Raw genomic sequence first — 18,829 nt, forward strand, 5'->3', positions numbered from 1 at the left:
CGTGCCTTCCGCGAAAAACAACAGAGTGCATTATCAACATTTTTCTTTAACAGAGCCTAAAATAAAAAGACAGCCAAAATTAATGGCTGCCTTTGGTAATGCGGTCATAAATTCTATATTCATACTTATAAGGGTTTTTCTCATCTTTTATTCCTTTTTCACAGGAGATGAGCTCCCATTCACGTTCATTGAACTCCGGAAAATAAGTATCTCCCTCAAACTCTTCGTAAATATGTGTTATGTAAAGACGGTCTGCATAAAGAAACGTTTCTTTAAAAATTTCAGCACCGCCTATTACGAAGATTTCATCATCCTGATTACGGCAATATTCCACGAATTCCTCCATTGAGTAGAAAATTGTCACATTATTGCTCTTATAATCTACCTGACGGGTAATTACGATATTTTCTCTTCCAGGCAGAACCCGACCGATCGATTCATGCGTTTTTCTCCCCATCGCAATCGGGTGCCCCATTGTGGTTCGTTTGAAGAATTTTAAATCCTCTGGTAAATGCCATGGCAATTCATTATCCTTGCCAATGACTCTGTTTTCATCCATGGCCACAATAAAAGAAATCATACAGAGACCGCTCCTTTAATATGTGGGTGTGGATCATAACCTTCTAAAGTAAAATCCTCAAAGGAAAATGAGAAAATGTCCTTAACATGTGGATTGATGTTCATTTTCGGCAATGAACGCAGATCTCGCTCCATTTGCATTTTCACTTGCTCAATATGATTTTGATAGATATGAACATCACCGAATGAGTGAATAAATTCACCCGGCTCCAAGTCACAAACCTGAGCAATCATCATTGTCAGTAAAGCGTAAGAGGCTATATTGAATGGCACACCAAGGAATACATCTGCTGAACGTTGATACAACTGACAAGATAATTTCCCATCAACAACGTAAAATTGGAACAGGCAGTGACATGGTGCTAAAGCCATTTTATCAATCTCCGCTACATTCCATGCATTCACAATCAGTCTTCTAGAGTTTGGATTGTTCTTGATTTGATCAATCAATTCACTAATTTGGTCAACAGTCGTACCATCAGCACCCGTCCATGAACGCCATTGATGTCCATATACTGGCCCTAGTTCGCCGTTTTCATCAGCCCACTCATTCCAAATTCGCACACCATTTTCCTGCAAATATCGGACATTAGTATCGCCGTTTAAAAACCAGAGCAATTCATAAATAATCGATTTTAAATGAAGCTTTTTAGTGGTTAATAAAGGAAATCCTTCTTGTAAATTAAATCTCATTTGATAGCCAAAAGTACTGATTGTCCCTGTTCCGGTACGATCTCCCTTTTCGTGGCCATTTTTCAAAACATGCTCGCATAGCTCTAAATATTGCTTCAAAACTGACACTCCCTTGTCTCGCATTCATGTTTTTCATTTTACCATAATGATTGCATAAGTATAACCCTTGATACTAACATATGCGGAACATTAATGTAGCCTTTGAAAGAAGTCATACGTCTGAGGAGCTAGTTTTTCCAATTGTACTTTTGTTTCTTCGTTTAGGTAGTACATGGCAAAGGTTTCAGCAAAGTATTCCTCTGCATGCAGGATGAAATAAGAGTTTCCAGGAAATAAAATTCCTCTCTCTTCCTCCCATATCAATTGAAATTCTTTACTTTTACTAACATTTTGGAATACAAGATGATCAATCGAATGAGCGATTTCGTGCAGTTCTAAATTCACAGAGCCATGCCCTTTCCCTTTTTCACTGCTCCCTATTTTCACCAAAACCACTTGCGAGCCACCAATTCCAGGTACTTCATCCCACGTAGTTTGTGAATTGTACCCACGGGGAATTTGCCCAGCTAAGTAGCGAGCTGTTTGGTTATCTGTTAATTTTCCAATAAACAGTTTAAGGGTAATGTCTTGATCGTTGATTTTTTCTAAAAGAGCTTCTGGCAAATTAGAAATTCTAGTAATAATACCTGCAGCCGCTTTTTCATCAAAAAGGCTTTTTGGTAATAGTATCATTTCGTTTAATTGTTCGAGATTGGATTCGTTATTAATAAATTGATAGAGTTCAGAGTTTCTTGGATAATCACCAAGTTTAATGCTGTCAAACGAGGCTTGGGAGGTGGTGATCATCGACAAAAATAATCCAGCAATAATGGAGGAAACAACCCATTTACGCATATTATCATCCTCCTAGTAAATTAGACCTTTACTAGAATTATAACATGGTAGATTGTGCTGAATAATTGGTAATTAATTGGTGGAAATCGGAGTTCTCGGATATATCTCATTTATCAGTAAAATTTCCAAAAGTATTCGTTTTAAAAAACAAGATTTATTTTTTATACATAAAAAAAGAAAAGCTGCCAAAAAAAGGTAGCTTTTCGAAAAACTCTATACTTCAAGTCCATAATTCCGGCAAAGTGCCGCTAAACCGCCTGAAAATCCGCTGCCAATGGCGTTAAATTTCCATTCACCGTTATGACGATAAAGCTCACAAATAACAACGGCGGTTTCGACGGAAAAGTCTTCACCAAGGTCAAAACGGAGAATTTCACGATTTGTTTCTTCATCAAACAAACGGGCGAAGGCATTGGAAACCTGTCCAAAGTTTTGATTTCGTGAGTCTGCATCATGAATCGTTACGGCAATCGCAATTCGATGGACGTGTGAAGGAACCTTGCTGAAATCAATTCTTATTTGCTCATCGTCCCCATCACCCTCACCAGTCCGGTTATCGCCCGTATGCTCCACTCCGCCTGACGCATGCACTAAATTATTATAAAAGATAAAATCCAAATCCTGCGTTACCCGCCCATTTGCGTCTGTCAGAAATGCGGAAGCATCGAGGTCAAAGTCGTGTCCGCCGTGGTAGCGGTTCGTGTCCCACCCAAGACCAATAATGGCTCTTGTTAATCCAGGATTTGTTTTTGTAAGATCAATTCTTTGTCCTTTAGATAAATTGATGCCCAACTAGATCACCTCTTTAGAACTTAATTTTAGAAGGAACAAGCATAGCTTGTTCCTGTAGTCTTAACTGTATGAACGCACTACTTCACTTAAGCTTGCTGCGTTTGTACCAGTTCCAACAGCAGCGAACTTCCACTCTGTGTTGTGGCGGTAAATTTCCCCAACCACTAACGATGTTTTGCCGCTGTAATCATCTGATAGGTTATAACGAATCATTTCTTGACCATTTGATGGATTTACTACACGAATAAATGCATTGCGGATCATGCCGAAATGTTGTTTTCTTTTTACACAATCATAAATATTAACAACAAATACAAGCTTTTGAACGCTTGCTGGAACACGGCTTAGTTCTACCATAACTTGTTCGTCGTCCCCGTCTCCATCACCTGTTAAGTTGTCTCCAGAGTGCTGCACACTGCCGTCTTTGCTTTTCAAATTACCAAAGTAGATCACGTCATTGTTGTTTTGAATTTTATCGTTTGCACCTAGCAAAATTACAGAAGCATCACAGTCCACATTGGCACCGCCGCCTGCTCCTCCACCGCCAAATAATCCACCGAAGAGACCGCCGCCTCCGCTTTTACCGCTTTGAACTGGGTCCCAGCCCAAACCTACCATGATTTTAGATAGTCCTGGATTTCCTTTTGTTAAATCGACTCTTTGACCTTTTTGTAAGCTAATAGCCATAACTTTCACCTCATAATAAAATTTTTTAAATTTAACAATCAATTAGTATTGTTGTTTCAATTTTTTAAAGTTGTCTTGTAGTTGTTCTAGGCGCTTTGTTCCTTCTACACGTAAGCGTTTATTTTCTTCTTCAATGGCTCTTGTTTCCTGCATACCTTTAATGATGATGTTCCAGGATTCTTCGATGGTCTCGATTTTAATACTTGGACCGCCTGCAAGTCTTGCAATATCTGTGCTTTGTTTAGAAATATTTTGCGCATTCTTCAAAAGCATTTCATTTGTTCTACGGTCTAGTTCACTCATTGAATCAGCAACAAGCTTTTGTCTTTTTGCAGCAACCGCCTGAATGAGTCCATTCTTAAAGATTGGAATCGTTGTGACAAAAGCGGAATTGATTTTTCCAATCAGCTTTGTATTTCCTCTTTGCAACAAGCGTATTTGCGGTGCTGTCTGCAGCGCGACCATCTTTGCCATTTCAAGATCATAAATTCGCTGCTCTAAAGCCTCAATTGAATTTCTCAACGTATCCAATTGCATGGAAGCGATCTGGTCGCCTGACGCAACACGTGCTTCTAATTGTGGCAATTGATTATTTTTTAGATCTTCTACCTTCATTTCTCCGGCAACCACGTATTTTTCCAGCGTCATATAAAATTGATAATTCTGCTCATACATTTGTTCGAGCATTTTTGTGGAATCCACCATCTCATGCTGGTACTTAGAAATTTCCACATACACCTTATCAATTTCAGAACCCATCGTTTGGTATTTTCCAAAAACCTTTTCAATCATCTTTTCGCCCTTTTTAAAGAGCTTCCCGAAGAATCCGGGAGAAGTTTTTTGAAAGTCCTTTGGATCAAACTTATCCATTATTTTGGTTAGCTGCTTTAGAAGCTCTCCGGAATCTTCGACCTTCGTGGTCCGCATATTACCTAAGATTTGATCAGAGAATCGGGAAATTTGCACAGCAGGCTCTTTACCAAACTCTAAGATTTTTATCTGATCACGTTCATCTATAGACTTTGCCAGATTTTGAACTTCCGTTTCCTTCCTGAGGGCAAGCTTAATATCTGAAATCTTTGCTTCACTAAGTGGTTCCTCAGTCATTAAGTTAGCAGTTTGATTTTGTGGTAGATTCACTACTTAATCTCCCCTTAAATTTTTTATAATTCCTTGAAAGAACTTTTTCTTCAGTTTGAAAGGTTCCTTATATTCTAATTCAAAAACAACATCCTCAAGCCAGTGCGTATCGAATAAACTATCATGAAGGAAATTTTCAATATCATTATGGCCTGGCGGATTATATACGATTATATCAATACCAAATTGGTTTAAAAGCAGGATAAGGGCAGCGTCTGATCTAGATAGCATACCGCGGCATTCATTGTTATAAATGATCAACTTCGGTATATGCTGTGAATAATCAAATTTCTCCATTAACTGGATAATTTCTTTCGGTGTAAACATCGCCTGACTAAACAAATAGATGCTTACCTCTTCCATGCTTTCCCCAGGTAACGACTTTAAACCCGGCTTTTCACAAATCCGTCGAATGGCATTCGCGATCCCATTTTGTAATCCAGTTGGTAAAAATGAATACGGCCAATAATGTGCCTGCATCATTATTTCAGGATTCAGCAATCCATCTCTGCCAAGTGCATTTCGGTAATGAAAACGAAAATCGTTAGAGCTTGACCATGTGAACGGTAATTGACGGATTAACAGGCTGTGTTCGAATTCTGTGAGATTGTGAATTCGCTCCCAATACTCCTTCCTGTTTTTACTCACGCCCTGAATTTTAGCGAACAGGGAAGGAATTTTAACTTGTCCGTTCTCTACTTCAAAGCCTGGTCGAACCATCGCGATTTCCTTTCCGAGTATAAATAATTCATCATAGGTTGTTTTTAAGGTGATGGAAGACGGCGTATACTCCCGTAATTGCCACGGTTTATATAAACCTGAGCCCTCCTGATTGAGAATCGTCTCAATCTCTCTTGATGCACGGTAAGCAACAGTGGTTTGGCGGTTTCTTCTTTCTTTTGGAAACGGTGCGGCTTGTTGTTTATTTGGGTAATGATGCGTAAAAAATTCATCATCCTCAAATCCCGCTAACACATCCTTGCCTTCTGGATGAAAAATGACTATATCACAGCCAATCTTCATTAAATAATAGACAAAATAATGCTGACTTCGTTTCATATCGCCATACCATAAGAATTTAGGCATTTCCTTTTGCAGGTTAACGGTATCTAATAACGGATTTAAGTGGTTTATCGACCATTTTATTACGTCGACTAAAACCCTTCTTAGTTCGTGATTCTTTAACCCGTCCTTTTCACGCTGAGTAAATAGTTCAAGCGTACTAATCATCGCTTCTCTAATTTTCCGATGAATGGCTGGGATATCTGATTTATACAGCAGCCGCTCACCATCAAGAAAAGCGGTGAATCGATTAATGGAAAGCTTTTGTTCCTGACTTATATTCAATACCTTTTGAATCGATTGAAAATGCTGATTATCAATGTGCTTATTTAGTGATTCCTCACTTAATAAATGTAATCCGCTTTCAGTGGAATTCACAAAATCAAAAAGCTGATTATAGTAATCATCACTATCAATCGGAATTCCAAGAAATTTTGCCAGTACTTGCCCAATTTGAATATTTCCCTGAGCTATTGAAAATTCTGGCCGTTCTGACAGCGGCATTTTCAGCATATCCAGCCAATTTTCAAAAGAAAGGGATACAGGTCGGATATGCATTTGGTTGTATGGTAAATTCATTCATAATCCCTTCCCTCAAAAAAGCGAAAGATTTTTTGTACGTAACAGTTAAATTATGTAAGGGTATTCTTTACCATCATATCACAGTTAAATAATTGGTTCATTGTTTATACGAAAGTAATCGTAAAATGTTTCATTTCAAGAGAAGAAGACGAGTAATTTCCTCATTTCCTCATTTTTCACATTCTTCCTTGTCCTTACATATGATTGAGTACTCAAGACTACAAGTAGGTGACTTCATGAGGTTTAAATACAAGCGGCCAAGAATGGAAGATGTTAGCGAGGAATTAAGTATCATTATGGATTTAATGGTCTCGAAAACCTTCGTTATGATTGATTTGTTCTGGTTATGCTTACTTTTTACTCTGTTTCTTTCTCCCGTTCTTGCCAGTGTTAGTATTGCTGTCCTATTTTTTAGTGGTTCTTTTGCATTATTCAGTTCGATTTATTTTTATTTGTTTTATCCATATATTAAAAAAAATTAGATTTTGAGTTTTAAAGACTTAAGGAAATGCTGGAGTATTTCTTCACCAGCGGCAACGCCGAGCTGGTTTGTCAGCGTGAAATCTGCTGGTCCCTTCACTTTTAGGAGCTCTCCATGGCTTGGGACGAATCGATAGCGGCAATTCTTTAGAAAATCCCAATCTAAAACAGAATCACCTGCGCCCGCCATTGCTTCCATTCCTTCTCGGTTACAAATATATTCAAGTGCCTTCCCTTTGCTAATAGCAGTTGGAATAAAGTAGAGTTTTCTGCCCTGAAGGCTCATTTTCCAGCCATAATTGGCTGTAAGCCCACGAATTGCTGAGAGTTCTGATGGGCTCGGAAGACAGTTTAATACAAAGTAAAAAAATAGGTTTTCAGCCTGCTTTCTTTCCCCATCCAAGGTAATTCCAGCCCTTTTTAAGGCAGAGAGTAATTCTTCCTCAGAGGCACATCCATTTCTCAATTGAATGATTAAATGTTCCGACCACTCTTTTAAAGGCTCCCCATTATACAAAATATGTGCTCCATTTGTCGTAATCGCGTAAGACAATGGTATTTCTTTTTCAAAAATCACAAACCGTTTAAATTGTTCTGTTGTTCTTGTTGTAACCGGTATAAACAAGCTGTGCTTATTAACTTCTCTTAACATGGAAAATGACGCTTCCGTCATATACCCAGCCCATTTTCCCTTTATCATTTCAACCGGCTTCAACACAAGATTCGCTGGTATTCCGAATTCTTCTATTGCTCGATCAGAATACATGAGTGTGCGGTCAAGATCCGATGCAGTTATCATTTACTAGTCCCCTTAACCGATTTAATTAACCCCATACACAAATAATTCATTTCCGGATACGTCACTATTTCTACTCCTTTTTCTTCAGCGAGCATAAGAATATGTCTCACATAAGGACTTGAAGGATCGCGCATGAGGATTTTCCATGGGACCCTCCGAAGTAGTACTCTCGTGGTTTCGCCGACTCCTGGTTTGATATAATTCGTGTTTCCTATTTCAAATTGTTTTTGGATGGTTCTAACATCCTGCATACCTTTAAATTCCACATTAATTTCCTCGTGTTCTCTTGGTAAAGCGACTTCCTCTGCTTCTTGACTGATGGCAGAAAATTCACCAGCAATCAATTCAATATAATCATTCGAAACATCACTTGGGAGAAGTTCCTGGTAATACTTTGCTCCGTGAAAATCGTTTTTACCAATATACGTGTCATTTAATACTGTACGGCTCACAAGTCCTGAGACGGTCGAATTTAAGCAGGCACTTGGAATGAGAAAGTCTTCTCTCGTTCCAAAAAGTGTCGTACAATGGCCAGGGTCGGCAATGACCGCAAGTTGGTCATCAAGCTGGATTTGATAATTTTTTTCAAACTGTTGGCATGCCTTTGTTAATTCCAGCGAAATGGCTCCTTTTCCGGTCCATCCATCCACGAACTGAATGTTACCTTCTGTGTGTTTTTCAAGTATATAGTGCAGTGCATTTTCGTCAATACCTCTGTCACGGATAATCGAGACACTATAATGAGGTAAAGAAATGCCGTAGCGGAATTTTATATACCTTTTAACTAGAATTCCAACCGGCGTTCCAGCCCTGGCAAGAGATACGAGGATGGTTTGATTACCCTTATTGCGATAGATTTGCTCTGCCACAATACCAACGCATAGTGCCACTTTTGATTTATACTCATTGGCGGTACTCCAAAACAAATCAACATATTCCTCTGGCGGCTGGTATTCGATCGGCAATGATTCACTATAATGCTGTCCAGCTTGAACTCTCATTTCACGATTCAGGGTTGAGTCTTCAAGCTGAATATTACTCAAATCCTTTAGTAGAAAAAGAACATCATCCTCAGAATAGCTTCCTATTTTAGCAGGCTGATTGGTTATCATAGGCATTCTTCCACCCCTATCAATCTGAGAAAAAGACGATTTTAATCGACTTTAACTGTAGTTTTTCAAATTGTTTTAATAATGGCTGAAGATTTTCAGCAGGTACTTCTCTCTCAAAGAAAACAAATAATTCATCATATTCACCTGGAGGAATATTGTAAACGAAATGAGCTACTTCCTGATCCTCTGGGTTAGGAAATGCGATTCCGTGTCTTGCCCCATACCCTTGGATGTTTTGAATATAGATTGGACTTCTAGTAGTAGATTGATAGAAGACATTTCTTCCCATTTCCGCAGCCAATTTCATAGGGATATACATGAACTCCCCGCTCCCTAGACATAGTGTTTTTGAACCCATTCTGCGTTGTCTTAGTACAGAGGCGGCGTTATTTATTTTCTGATGAAGAACAAGATTGTTTTTGCTATCTATTCCAAAGCGGCCAGTTTCCTTGAGATAGGGAGTCTCATTGCAATTGCCAGCAATTCCTTTTTCAAAAAAGGCGGATAAAGATATTACTTCCAAACAAGTTTTTATTTCTTTATATGTATCAGGCTGCTGTTCTAGTTCTTGAAGGTTACCCATCTCATTTACTTGTACCTTACCGCTCATCAAGCTAACAACATTTATATTTATCCCCAGTTTTCTTTCTAGTTGTGTGAATTGTTGTTTATTTTCTTCTGAACGCCAATCCAATATCGAGATAACGGTATAGTCTTTTCTAGGAAACTGGGTATGGATCGATTCGATAATATTGATTGCCGTTTTTCCAGTGGTCATTTCATCATCTACCAAGATAATTTCACGCTTATGATCAATCATGTCGATCGGAATATAACAGCGATGAGAAGTAGCATGCGAATGCTCTTCTTCAAAAGTAATACAAGGTGTTAGATGATCCATCACTTCTCTTGTTGTATGGAAATACTCTGCTTCTTCAAAGCAATCAAAAAAAGCGTGTCCAAGTGATGTAGCGGTCTCTGCAAATCCAATTACAACAGGATTAACAGACTTGGGTATAAAAGAAACGCTTTGGAAATCTGTCTCTTTTTTCCCAAAAGATCTAACCAGACTCTCTGATACATGGCTATTCAATTTTCTAATACTCTCTGCATATCGAGCCGCAAGTAAAGCAGCAGCCAATAGGCCTTTTTGCGGTTGTATTGGTAAATGTTTTCCAAGAACCTTACTAACAAACAGAAACGACCGTTTTTTATTGATTCTAGCTGCCATTGTAAACAGTTCTTCAAGCGGTAATTGATATGAATTAGCAGTTACTTCAATGTCAACAGTAATTTTGTCAAGAATTGTATACGTATACGTCTTTTTTGATAAGGTCGATATTTGTGTATCCTTCATGCAGCACCCCGTAAAGCTGAGATTTTAAGATGGTCTTTTGGGCCCAAAACAAATGCGGCTTAATTTCATTCATCTTATTGGAAAAATCACTTTTCTTAACTCCATTTTCACCGTTTTCTGCTTCAACAATGGAACAGGCATCGATATATTCCTCGTATGTTACAACATTTAGTGCCTGGACGGCTTTTATATGTGTTGGATGAATAATGGTTTTTCCGGTCAGCCCGTTAGCAATATCCATTAACACTTCTCTAATTAAACCATCCATATTCTGATCTATTAATTCAGCCCGCCATTTTAAGCCTTCATCACCATAACGTTCGCGGAAAGGAGTTTGTCTAAGCTGTGGTTTTAGCATCCTTGGTTTGGAGGAGAAATACTCCCAGACTGGTCCCGAAATTACGTATGGACTTTCTGACCGTTGGAAAACATTTATAATATCTGCAATGCAATCTCGTAAGACAGCAATCTCGTAAACAGTCGTATCCACACTTCTGCGAATTCCATACAATCCGCAAAAATCAGTCGCCCCAATTCGAACATTTAATATATTTTCCTTATAGCGGTCAAGCAGACGTTTTATCGCCATTAATTCTTTCATTCTAGTTTCTTTATGTATGATTTTATCACTCTCAAGAATAGGCATTGCATAAAAAGGCCTGCGGTCTGTGTGAATACTAACCACCTCTGACAATAATTCCCCGCCAGACTCTGCATTAAATTTTGGTAAAACTACTCCCGTTAACAATTCAATTGCATTTCCTAGTTGTTCCTTAATTCTTTGAAGCTGCTCGATATTTCGAATCCGGATAAACATAAGAGGCAGGTCGTCAATTGTTAAATAATGATTATTGATTTCACTATATAATTTAAGCAGTTCCTCAACAAGCCGCTTTTCCGCTTTATCAACCTCCATATCACCTACGGCATCCTCTAAGTCAATTACAAGGGATGTTAACCCCTCATGCTTTTTAGAAAGGAGATCTTGATGAATATTGGGACGAGTTGCCGGCATGTAAAGAGTTGCTCCAAGTCCATAAGATAAAAGCTCACGATCACTATACTTATTAAATTCCTTTGGTTTCTCAAAGAATAATGTCTCAAGCTCATTTTCATAAAAATAAGTAAAATACTTCATTCTCAATGACTCCTTTAAATAAAAAGAATGGGGACTGACTTTCGTCTGCTCCCCATTTTATGTCGTACGTTAATAATTATGATTCCTTAGAAACTTCTTTCTTTTTGTTCATAAAATGAACAATGAAAGTCGCTCCAAATACAAGTAGTAAAATAACGAAGAATGTAATATGACTTACATGAACACCGAAGACTCCGGCAAACATTTTTGCAGATATTAATAGAATCAAAATATAAGCTGATGTCTCAAGTTCTGGAATACGGTCAATTAATGCCAAGAATACCCCGGCAACACCACGCATCATAAGAACCCCAAGCATACCGCCAAGCAGCAGTACCCAAACTTCATTACTAATTCCGAAAGCAGCTAGAACACTGTCAACAGAAAAAGCAATATCCATTAATTCTACTGCAGCAACCGTTCCCCAGAAGGTACCAAATAATCGAATGAGCAAGCCTTTTTGGTTAATCCCGTGCTCTTCTTCTTCTGATTCTGCTGCCTGATTGGCTTTTCGTTTATCAATAAAATATTTAATCGCTAACCAAGCAAGATAAGCTGCTCCTAAAACTTTAACCAAGGTAAATTTAATTAAATAAACCCCAATTCCAATTGCGATAAAGCGGAATATATAAGCACCTAGTAAACCATAAAAAAGGGCTCTCTTACGTTGTTCTGGCGGTAAGTGTTTTACCATTACTGCTAGAACAAGAGCATTATCGGCTGACAATAACCCTTCGAGAATAACAAGGGTACCAATTAATCCCCAGTTAACTGGATCTGAAAGAACCTCGACCCAATGCTGCCAGTCAAAAAATAATGAATAAGTTTCAATAATACCTTCCCACATTAAAAAAATTCCTCCCGGATATTATAAGTTTTGTTCAAAGACCCAGCATACGCTGGGTCTTTATTCTAGATGTTATCCTACTTGTAATCCAAAGTCTGTAGCAAGAGCTGCTAAGCCGCCTTGATAGCCGCTTCCAATCGCACTAAACTTCCATTCACCGTTATGACGGTATAGTTCACCAACAACAACCGCTGTTTCGATAGAGAAATCTTCTCCTAAATCATAACGAATTAATTCTTCACCAGTTGCTTCATTGAAAATACGTGCATATGCATTCGAAACCTGACCAAAGTTTTGGTTTCTTGCTTGTGCATCATGAATGGTAATGGTGAAAGTAACGCGTTGAATGTTAGCAGGAATTGCAGTTAGATTGATATTTACTTGTTCATCATCACCATCGCCTGCACCAGTACGGTTATCTCCATTATGTACAACAGCACCATTGGCACCTTGTGGATTATTGTAAAATACAAAGTCGGTTTCGTTTGTAACCTTGCCGCTTTCACCTAATAAGAAAACAGATGAATCGAGGTCGAAATCATTCCCGCCATCATATTTATTCGTATCCCATCCTAATCCAACTACTACATTTGTTAACCCAGGATTGGACTTTGTTAAATCAACTTTTTGACCTTTGGATAAACTAATTGCCATTTTTACATTCCTCCATTTTAGGTAATAGTCTATATACGAGTTTCTCTAGGAAAGGTTTCAATAATTATAATAAAATTTTTACTATTGTTTCGCAAATCCTTAACTCATCCATTTAGGCGGGGTATTTTTATCCCAATAAATAGACCCTAGCTCATGATGGCTTTGAAACCCATCATGATAAGTATGGTAATGAAAATTAAACCAGTAACCAGCTTGAGGTGGATTATCTCTTCTCACATGAAAACGAAGAACATCCATATTGGTTTCACTGTTTTTGATATTAAAGATTTTTTCTGATTGCCCCTTACCTGGAGTCTCCGTAATAGCTAAATTTAATAAATCCTCAGCAGGGAATTGTGCAGCTGTTTCCTGCAAAGCCTTTTCGATATTTGGCATAATGATCTCGCGAAACTCATTTTCAATTACAGGTTTAATCCTGGTACCAAATTTTTGATAGGATTGCAGCTCTGCCTGTTTGATTAGCTCTTCGAGGAACTTTTGTTTATCTACTACTTCTTCTGTCTCAAAAAAGCTATTTTCCTGAGCATAACCTCTTAACAGTGCTGCTTCAATCGTATCTCTCTCTGTAGGTTTCTCAGCATTTACGTTATTTATTAATTGAGTCGGAGTGATAAGTCCAAAAGTTAATAGTGAAACGAGTACTACAAACGATTTACGAATCCATTTATTCATCTACATTCCCCTTTGTACATGGAAGAATTAGCTTAATTTTTCCGATATTTTTTGACTCCTACCAATTATTATACTTCTTTTGCCTGCAAAATGGAAAAATCATTTCTTACAGATTGGTAGAAGTTCTTATTTTTCAAGAAAACCAAAGTGAAATTTAGCAGTCTTTCTGCGCATAACATGAAAATTATATTTTTCAAACCGTTTACTCTTATAGTGATCCTTTAACAAGACTCTACGTTTCGATACTCTCAACGCTTCCTCTAGCGTCTCCTCATTCAAATCATCATAAAGAGCAATCTGACCTAACGCCTTTATCCCATCCGATTCAAGGATAGACTCATCAAACATCGGGTCAAAATAAACACAATCGAAGGAGTTATCCGGCAAGGATTTTAAGTATTCTAGTGCATGGCTGTGAATAACCTGTATTCTAGCCATTGCCTTATTCATGTCTTGGTTTTCCGAATCCCAAGTTTTCAGTCCTTCCTCGATCATGAAAGCCAAATACTTTTGACCCTCGGTGCCTGTCACCAAACCATCAGCTCCAACTATGTAACTTGCCACAATTGAATCTGAGGCAAGACCAAGTGTGCAATCTAGGAATGACATTCCCTCGGTAAGTTGTGCTGCTTCAGCAAAGGGGTCGTGTTCACCGTTTGCCAGCCGCTTGATTCGAAACATCGCAGAATTTGGATGGAAAAAGAAGGGCTGCTTAGCTCCAAACGGAAATAGCTCAAGCCTCTCCTTTCCTACAACAATACACTCACTGTTGGTTTCTTTTTGTAACGTTTGAATTGGCCTCTTTCGACGGTGTATGTACGGTACTTCTAATCCATCGGCTATATCTATTGCTTTTTCAATCATTTGCTGATTGGTTCGTCCAGCTGTGGTAACAAACATGACACTCAAAAACCTCCAAAAAAAAGGACGTCAAATGACATCCTTTTAGCAATTGGCATCAAATGCAGCCTTTAAATTATCCATAATAGATTCCATTGGCATTCCTTCAATATCATGACGCGGAATAAAGTGTACCACTTTATTTCCCTTCAATAACGCCATTGATGGTGATGAAGGCTCAATTCCCTCGAAATACTCACGCATTTTCGCCGTTGCTTCCTTATCCTGTCCAGCAAAAACGGTTACAAGATGGTCAGGCTTCTTCTCACTTGTTAATACAGCCTGTGTTGCAGCAGGACGAGCAAGTCCAGCAGCACATCCGCAAACGGAGTTTACAACAACAAGTGTTGTTCCACTAGCATTCTCCATGTAGTTTTCAACTTCTTCAGCTGTTGTAAGTTCTTGAAATCCTGTTCTTGTTAACTCCTCACGCATTGGTAAAACCATTTGTCTCATGTATTCTTCGTATGCCATTGACATCATAAAAACCTCACTTTCTATATTTGCAGTGTACTATATCTAATTTACTATGTGCAATTCCAATTAACTTTCTGTTTTGCGCGCCTCAGTCATTTGCTTCCATACAGAACCTTTAGCAGCCTCGCCGCCTTCAATTCTTTCGATTGCCATCTTGATTTGCATGCTGACTTCAAACTCAGGATCATTTTCTGCTGCCTTTAATGCAGGTAATACTGTTTCGTCACCCACTTCATACAAAAACATCGCAGCCCGCCAACGAACTAATTTGCTGGAGTCTTGAAGTGCTTTCGCCATCTCTGTACTTGCTTCAGGGAATCCAAGGTCAGATAAGCAGTCACCTGCAGTCCTGCGAACAGTGACTGTCTTATCCTTTAATGCTTTATATAAATAAGGCAAAACAGCTTGGTCCTTAATCATTCCTAAATAAACGGTCGCAAGTCTGCGTATAGATGGCTTTTCATCTGCTAATGCTTTTTCTAATACCAGTAAATCTCCTAGCTCAGGATCAACCATTTGTTCAAGCAATTGGTAGCGAATCTGCCAATTGGGATTCTCTAATGATTCCAGAGTTACTTTTTTGCGATCTCGTATGGGCTTTGGTTTAGCAGCGGATTCTTTTATTTGTGCTCCGGATACAAGTTCCTCTAGCCGTTCAATTGGATAAGCGGCAATTAATTCCTCAACGACTTCTTGACCAATTTGGTCGAAGTCTCCATAGCGAACGCCCTGTTGATCCCATCTGCGGAGAAGAATATAATTTTCGTCTGGAAGCTGCGCTCGTTCTCTAGCTTTTAAAAAGTATTCAGGCATCCCAAATCGTTTTTCTGTGGTACCATCTGTCAGCTTAACCTGAAGGGGAATATCCTTAAACATTTGGACCTCAACCTTGATTTCCCCAAAGTGTTCGTCTATTTGGCTGGGGCTTTCCATTGATTGTTCCGCTGTTTCCCCAAACGCCTTTCGGACTTGCGGCAGCAAATCCTTCCAGTCATATTTCGCATTACGTTCAACCGCTAGGAAATCAGCTACATGATAAACACCTCTAATTCCCTCGACTTGAAGGATGTTTTGGATAACAACGGGTGCATTTGCAGCTGTTTCTTTTTTATAATTATGGCTTTTCCCCATAGGCAGTTCTTGGTCTAAGATAATTTTCATAGTGTTCGGGCTTGGAGTTGGTTCAATACCCTTAATTTTCATGAATTTCACCTAATTCTTTAGTTTCTCTTTACAAGTTTAACATAATGGTGATATTTCATTCTAGAAATTGGTCTTGTGGAAATGTGGAACGCTGATATAAATTTTTGCCCATATAAAAAAGCACGTCTCGTGGACGCACCTTTCTACTCACTTTCCGCTAATTCAGCTAAATATTCCCATCTTTCGATTAAATATTCAAGCTTTACGTTTAGTTCTGCTTCTAGTTTCATTAAATCTTGGGCTTTGGTGAAGTCACTTCCTGTGTTTCCCATTTCCTCCGCAACTTCTTCTAAACGAGCTTCGGTTTTAGCAATAACTTCATCTATTTCTTCCCACTCTTTCTTCTCTTTAAAGGTCATTCTTTTCTTTTTTTCCTTTTCTGGAGCTTTAGTTTGAGCAGGCGTATTAGTTACGATCTTTTTGGCTTCTACAGCTGATTCTTTTTCAAGATACTCGCTATAATTTCCAAAGAAAGAATCGATTCGTCCTTCACCACGCAAGACAAGCAGCTGTTCTACGACTTTATCCAGGAAATAACGGTCATGGGATACTGTAATTACTACGCCAGGGAATTCTTCCAAGTAATCTTCTAGAACCGTTAATGTCTGAGTATCAAGATCATTTGTGGGTTCGTCTAGTAAGAGAACATTTGGTGCGGTCATTAATAGCTTTAGCAAGTATAAACGACGCTTTTCTCCTCCGGATAATTTACGAATTGGTGTTCCATGTGAAAATGGCGGGAATAAAAAGCGTTCAAGCATGAGCGCTGCTGATAAAGTTTTACCATCCGACGTCTCGACCACTTCAGCGGTTTCTTTAATGTATTCTATCATCCGCTTGTTTTCGTCCATATCTTCGTTTTCCTGCGTATAATAAGCTATTTTTACTGTTTGTCCCATGATGAACTCACCTTCATCAAGTGGAAGCTTCTTAGCCAGGATGTTCAACAATGTCGACTTGCCTGCCCCGTTCCTGCCGATAATCCCGAGCCGGTCTCCTGGTTTTACAAGTAAATTAAAGTCATTTAAGATTGTTTTTTCCCCATACCGCTTTGACGCGTCCTTGAGTTCGAATACCTGTTTCCCAAGCCTGCTACCATTTAAGGAGATATCCACCTTTTCACCAGTCGGCTTCCCGCCTGAAAGCTTATCTTCTAGTTCATCGAACCGCTGAATCCTTGCTTTTTGCTTGGTTGTTCTCGCTTTTGCACCACGCCTCATCCACTCAAGCTCACGTCTAAACAAATTTTGCCTCTTTTCAAAGGTAGCAGCCTCATTTTCTTCACGGATTGCCTTGGCTTCTAAAAATGCAGCATAGTTTCCTTTATAGCTATAAAGGTTTCCGCCATCAAGCTCAAACATTCTGTTCGCAACCCGGTCTAAAAAGTAACGGTCATGTGTAACAAGAAGGATGGAACCGCTATATCGGCTTAAATAATCCTCAAGCCATTTTACAGAGTCAAAGTCTAAGTGGTTCGTAGGCTCGTCAAGTATAAGTAGATCAGGCTCAGCAATAAGGACTTGAGCTAGCGCTACACGTTTCTTCTGTCCTCCAGAGAGTTCACCAACTTTCTTTGTGAAATCCTCAATTCCTAGTTTCATTAAGATCGACTTTGCATTTGTGCTAGCATCCCATGCATTTAAAGCGTCCATTTGCTTTTGTAATTGGAAAAGATCCTCTTGAACCTTCGTATCATTTGGAGATGTATTCAAAAGTAATAGTGTTTTTTCATATTCGCGCATTAACCTTAGAATCGGTGCTTCACCATGAAAGACCTGTTCTAGAACTGTTTTAGCTGGATCTAAGTCAGGCTGTTGATCTAGAAATGCAATTGAGTAATCCTTGCCTGTGATAATTTTTCCATCATCAGGCTGATCCAATCCGGCAATAATTTTTAAAAGTGAAGATTTTCCCGTCCCGTTAATGCCAATTAAACCGACCCGTTCTTTTTCGCCGATGGTAATGGAGATGTTATTAAATAACTGTTTTTCTCCATACGTTTTTGTTACATTTTCTACTGTCAGCATTTTCATCGGTCTTGACCATCCCATTCTAGATAAAATTGTTCTAGAAAGTCCACCATCGTTTGATGACGGCTTTCTGCCATTTTTTTTGCAGTATCTGTGTTCAATAAATCCTTCAACTTTAGCAGTTTTTCATAGAAATGATGAATGCTCGTTGATTTCCCTTTGCGGTATTCTTCTAAACTCATTTCCTCTCGCACACGTATGCTGGGATCGTATATCGGTTGTCCTTTTTTACCGCCGTATGCAAATGTTCTCGCAATGCCAATTGCACCAATTGCATCCAACCGGTCCGCGTCTTGGACGATTTTTGCTTCAATCGTCTTTAGCTCCGCTTTACGTCCACCTTTATATGAAATAGAATCAATAATTTCCACAATAGCGTTTTGTACCTCTTCAGGCAACGCAATACTTTTTAAAAATGAATTCAGTTTGTTTTTCCCTGCTTCCGCACTGTCATTAAGCTTTTCATCAGGGATATCATGCAAAAGTGCGGCCATTTCAATAATAAATGGGTCACCGTTTTGTTCTTGTTTGCAAATATGTAATGCTGTCCGTCTGACGCGGTCAACATGGAACCAATCATGTCCTGTTGCGTCTTCACCTAATTGACTGCGGACAAACGTATTCGTTTGTTCTATCATTTGATTTTTCATGTAAAACACCTTCCTTCACCCAAGTATTTTAACATGAAAAGCAAACAAAAAATAACCCCG

Annotated in this window: 20 protein-coding genes; 1 reads left to right on the top strand and 19 read right to left on the bottom strand. The window is 38.8% G+C overall.

Annotated elements, in window-relative coordinates:
- Window positions 1-79: 79 nt before the first annotated feature.
- The 7 genes from F4694_RS06815 to F4694_RS06845 form a co-directional block, all read right to left on the bottom strand.
- Window positions 80-580 (bottom strand): dihydrofolate reductase, encoded by a 501-nt coding sequence (locus F4694_RS06815; protein WP_179596203.1) that lies wholly within the window; start codon window positions 578-580, stop codon window positions 80-82.
- Window positions 577-1,371: a thymidylate synthase gene (locus tag F4694_RS06820; RefSeq protein ID WP_179596205.1), complete on the bottom strand. Its 795-nt coding sequence runs from the start codon at window positions 1,369-1,371 to the stop codon at window positions 577-579. The genes F4694_RS06815 and F4694_RS06820 overlap by 4 nt, the downstream gene beginning before the upstream one ends.
- Window positions 1,372-1,461: 90 nt before the next feature.
- A complete protein-coding gene (locus F4694_RS06825; RefSeq protein ID WP_179596207.1) occupies window positions 1,462-2,166 on the bottom strand; it encodes an anthrax toxin lethal factor-related metalloendopeptidase in 705 nt (234 codons plus the stop codon).
- 213 nt (window positions 2,167-2,379) lie between these two features.
- Window positions 2,380-2,958: a TerD family protein gene (locus tag F4694_RS06830; protein WP_179596209.1), complete on the bottom strand. Its 579-nt coding sequence runs from the start codon at window positions 2,956-2,958 to the stop codon at window positions 2,380-2,382.
- A gap of 60 nt (window positions 2,959-3,018) precedes the next feature.
- Window positions 3,019-3,645: a TerD family protein gene (locus F4694_RS06835; protein WP_179596211.1), complete on the bottom strand. Its 627-nt coding sequence runs from the start codon at window positions 3,643-3,645 to the stop codon at window positions 3,019-3,021.
- A gap of 42 nt (window positions 3,646-3,687) precedes the next feature.
- Window positions 3,688-4,752: a toxic anion resistance protein gene (locus F4694_RS06840; protein ID WP_179597075.1), complete on the bottom strand. Its 1,065-nt coding sequence runs from the start codon at window positions 4,750-4,752 to the stop codon at window positions 3,688-3,690.
- 36 nt (window positions 4,753-4,788) lie between these two features.
- On the bottom strand, window positions 4,789-6,426 hold the full coding sequence (locus tag F4694_RS06845; RefSeq protein ID WP_179596213.1) for a YceG family protein: 1,638 nt from the start codon (window positions 6,424-6,426) through the stop codon (window positions 4,789-4,791).
- A 239-nt stretch (window positions 6,427-6,665) separates the two neighbouring features.
- On the opposite strand from F4694_RS06845, the gene F4694_RS06850 reads away from it, so the two are divergent.
- Entirely contained in the window at window positions 6,666-6,911 is a 246-nt protein-coding gene (locus F4694_RS06850; RefSeq protein ID WP_179596215.1) for a hypothetical protein, read from the top strand.
- Here the strand turns inward: F4694_RS06850 and F4694_RS06855 are convergent.
- From F4694_RS06855 to F4694_RS06910, 12 genes are all read right to left on the bottom strand, one after another.
- Window positions 6,908-7,708, bottom strand: a complete 801-nt coding sequence (locus F4694_RS06855; RefSeq protein WP_179596217.1) for a hypothetical protein — start codon at window positions 7,706-7,708, stop codon at window positions 6,908-6,910. The two genes, F4694_RS06850 and F4694_RS06855, sit on opposite strands and share 4 nt — an antisense overlap.
- Window positions 7,705-8,826 carry a cysteine protease StiP family protein gene (locus F4694_RS06860; protein ID WP_257029164.1) on the bottom strand — a complete coding sequence of 374 codons (1,122 nt, stop codon included), beginning with the start codon at window positions 8,824-8,826 and terminating at the stop codon, window positions 7,705-7,707. The genes F4694_RS06855 and F4694_RS06860 overlap by 4 nt, the downstream gene beginning before the upstream one ends.
- A 13-nt stretch (window positions 8,827-8,839) precedes the next feature.
- Window positions 8,840-10,177 carry a phosphoribosyltransferase family protein gene (locus F4694_RS06865; protein ID WP_179596219.1) on the bottom strand — a complete coding sequence of 446 codons (1,338 nt, stop codon included), beginning with the start codon at window positions 10,175-10,177 and terminating at the stop codon, window positions 8,840-8,842.
- On the bottom strand, window positions 10,119-11,315 hold the full coding sequence (locus F4694_RS06870; protein ID WP_179596221.1) for an HpcH/HpaI aldolase/citrate lyase family protein: 1,197 nt from the start codon (window positions 11,313-11,315) through the stop codon (window positions 10,119-10,121). The genes F4694_RS06865 and F4694_RS06870 overlap by 59 nt, the downstream gene beginning before the upstream one ends.
- 76 nt (window positions 11,316-11,391) lie before the next feature.
- Window positions 11,392-12,162, bottom strand: a complete 771-nt coding sequence (locus F4694_RS06875) for a TerC family protein (protein WP_179596223.1) — start codon at window positions 12,160-12,162, stop codon at window positions 11,392-11,394.
- Between the two features lie 72 nt (window positions 12,163-12,234).
- Complete coding sequence (locus F4694_RS06880; protein WP_179596225.1) at window positions 12,235-12,816, bottom strand: TerD family protein; 582 nt, start codon at window positions 12,814-12,816, stop codon at window positions 12,235-12,237.
- 99 nt (window positions 12,817-12,915) lie between these two features.
- Complete coding sequence (locus tag F4694_RS06885) at window positions 12,916-13,509, bottom strand: YpjP family protein (protein ID WP_179596227.1); 594 nt, start codon at window positions 13,507-13,509, stop codon at window positions 12,916-12,918.
- 126 nt (window positions 13,510-13,635) lie between these two features.
- Window positions 13,636-14,409 carry a class I SAM-dependent methyltransferase gene (locus F4694_RS06890; protein ID WP_179596229.1) on the bottom strand — a complete coding sequence of 258 codons (774 nt, stop codon included), beginning with the start codon at window positions 14,407-14,409 and terminating at the stop codon, window positions 13,636-13,638.
- 45 nt (window positions 14,410-14,454) lie between these two features.
- Complete coding sequence (locus tag F4694_RS06895) at window positions 14,455-14,889, bottom strand: BrxA/BrxB family bacilliredoxin (RefSeq protein WP_179596231.1); 435 nt, start codon at window positions 14,887-14,889, stop codon at window positions 14,455-14,457.
- Window positions 14,890-14,952: 63 nt separating this feature from the next.
- Window positions 14,953-16,089: a conserved virulence factor C family protein gene (locus F4694_RS06900; RefSeq protein ID WP_179596233.1), complete on the bottom strand. Its 1,137-nt coding sequence runs from the start codon at window positions 16,087-16,089 to the stop codon at window positions 14,953-14,955.
- Between the two features lie 143 nt (window positions 16,090-16,232).
- Window positions 16,233-18,122, bottom strand: coding sequence for an ABC-F family ATP-binding cassette domain-containing protein (locus F4694_RS06905; RefSeq protein WP_179596235.1), 1,890 nt, complete (start codon window positions 18,120-18,122; stop codon window positions 16,233-16,235).
- On the bottom strand, window positions 18,119-18,769 hold the full coding sequence (locus F4694_RS06910; protein WP_179596237.1) for an HD domain-containing protein: 651 nt from the start codon (window positions 18,767-18,769) through the stop codon (window positions 18,119-18,121). The genes F4694_RS06905 and F4694_RS06910 overlap by 4 nt, the downstream gene beginning before the upstream one ends.
- Window positions 18,770-18,829 lie beyond the last annotated feature (60 nt).

This window comes from Neobacillus driksii, assembly GCF_013409995.1.
Taxonomy (GTDB): domain Bacteria; phylum Bacillota; class Bacilli; order Bacillales; family Cytobacillaceae; genus Neobacillus; species Neobacillus driksii.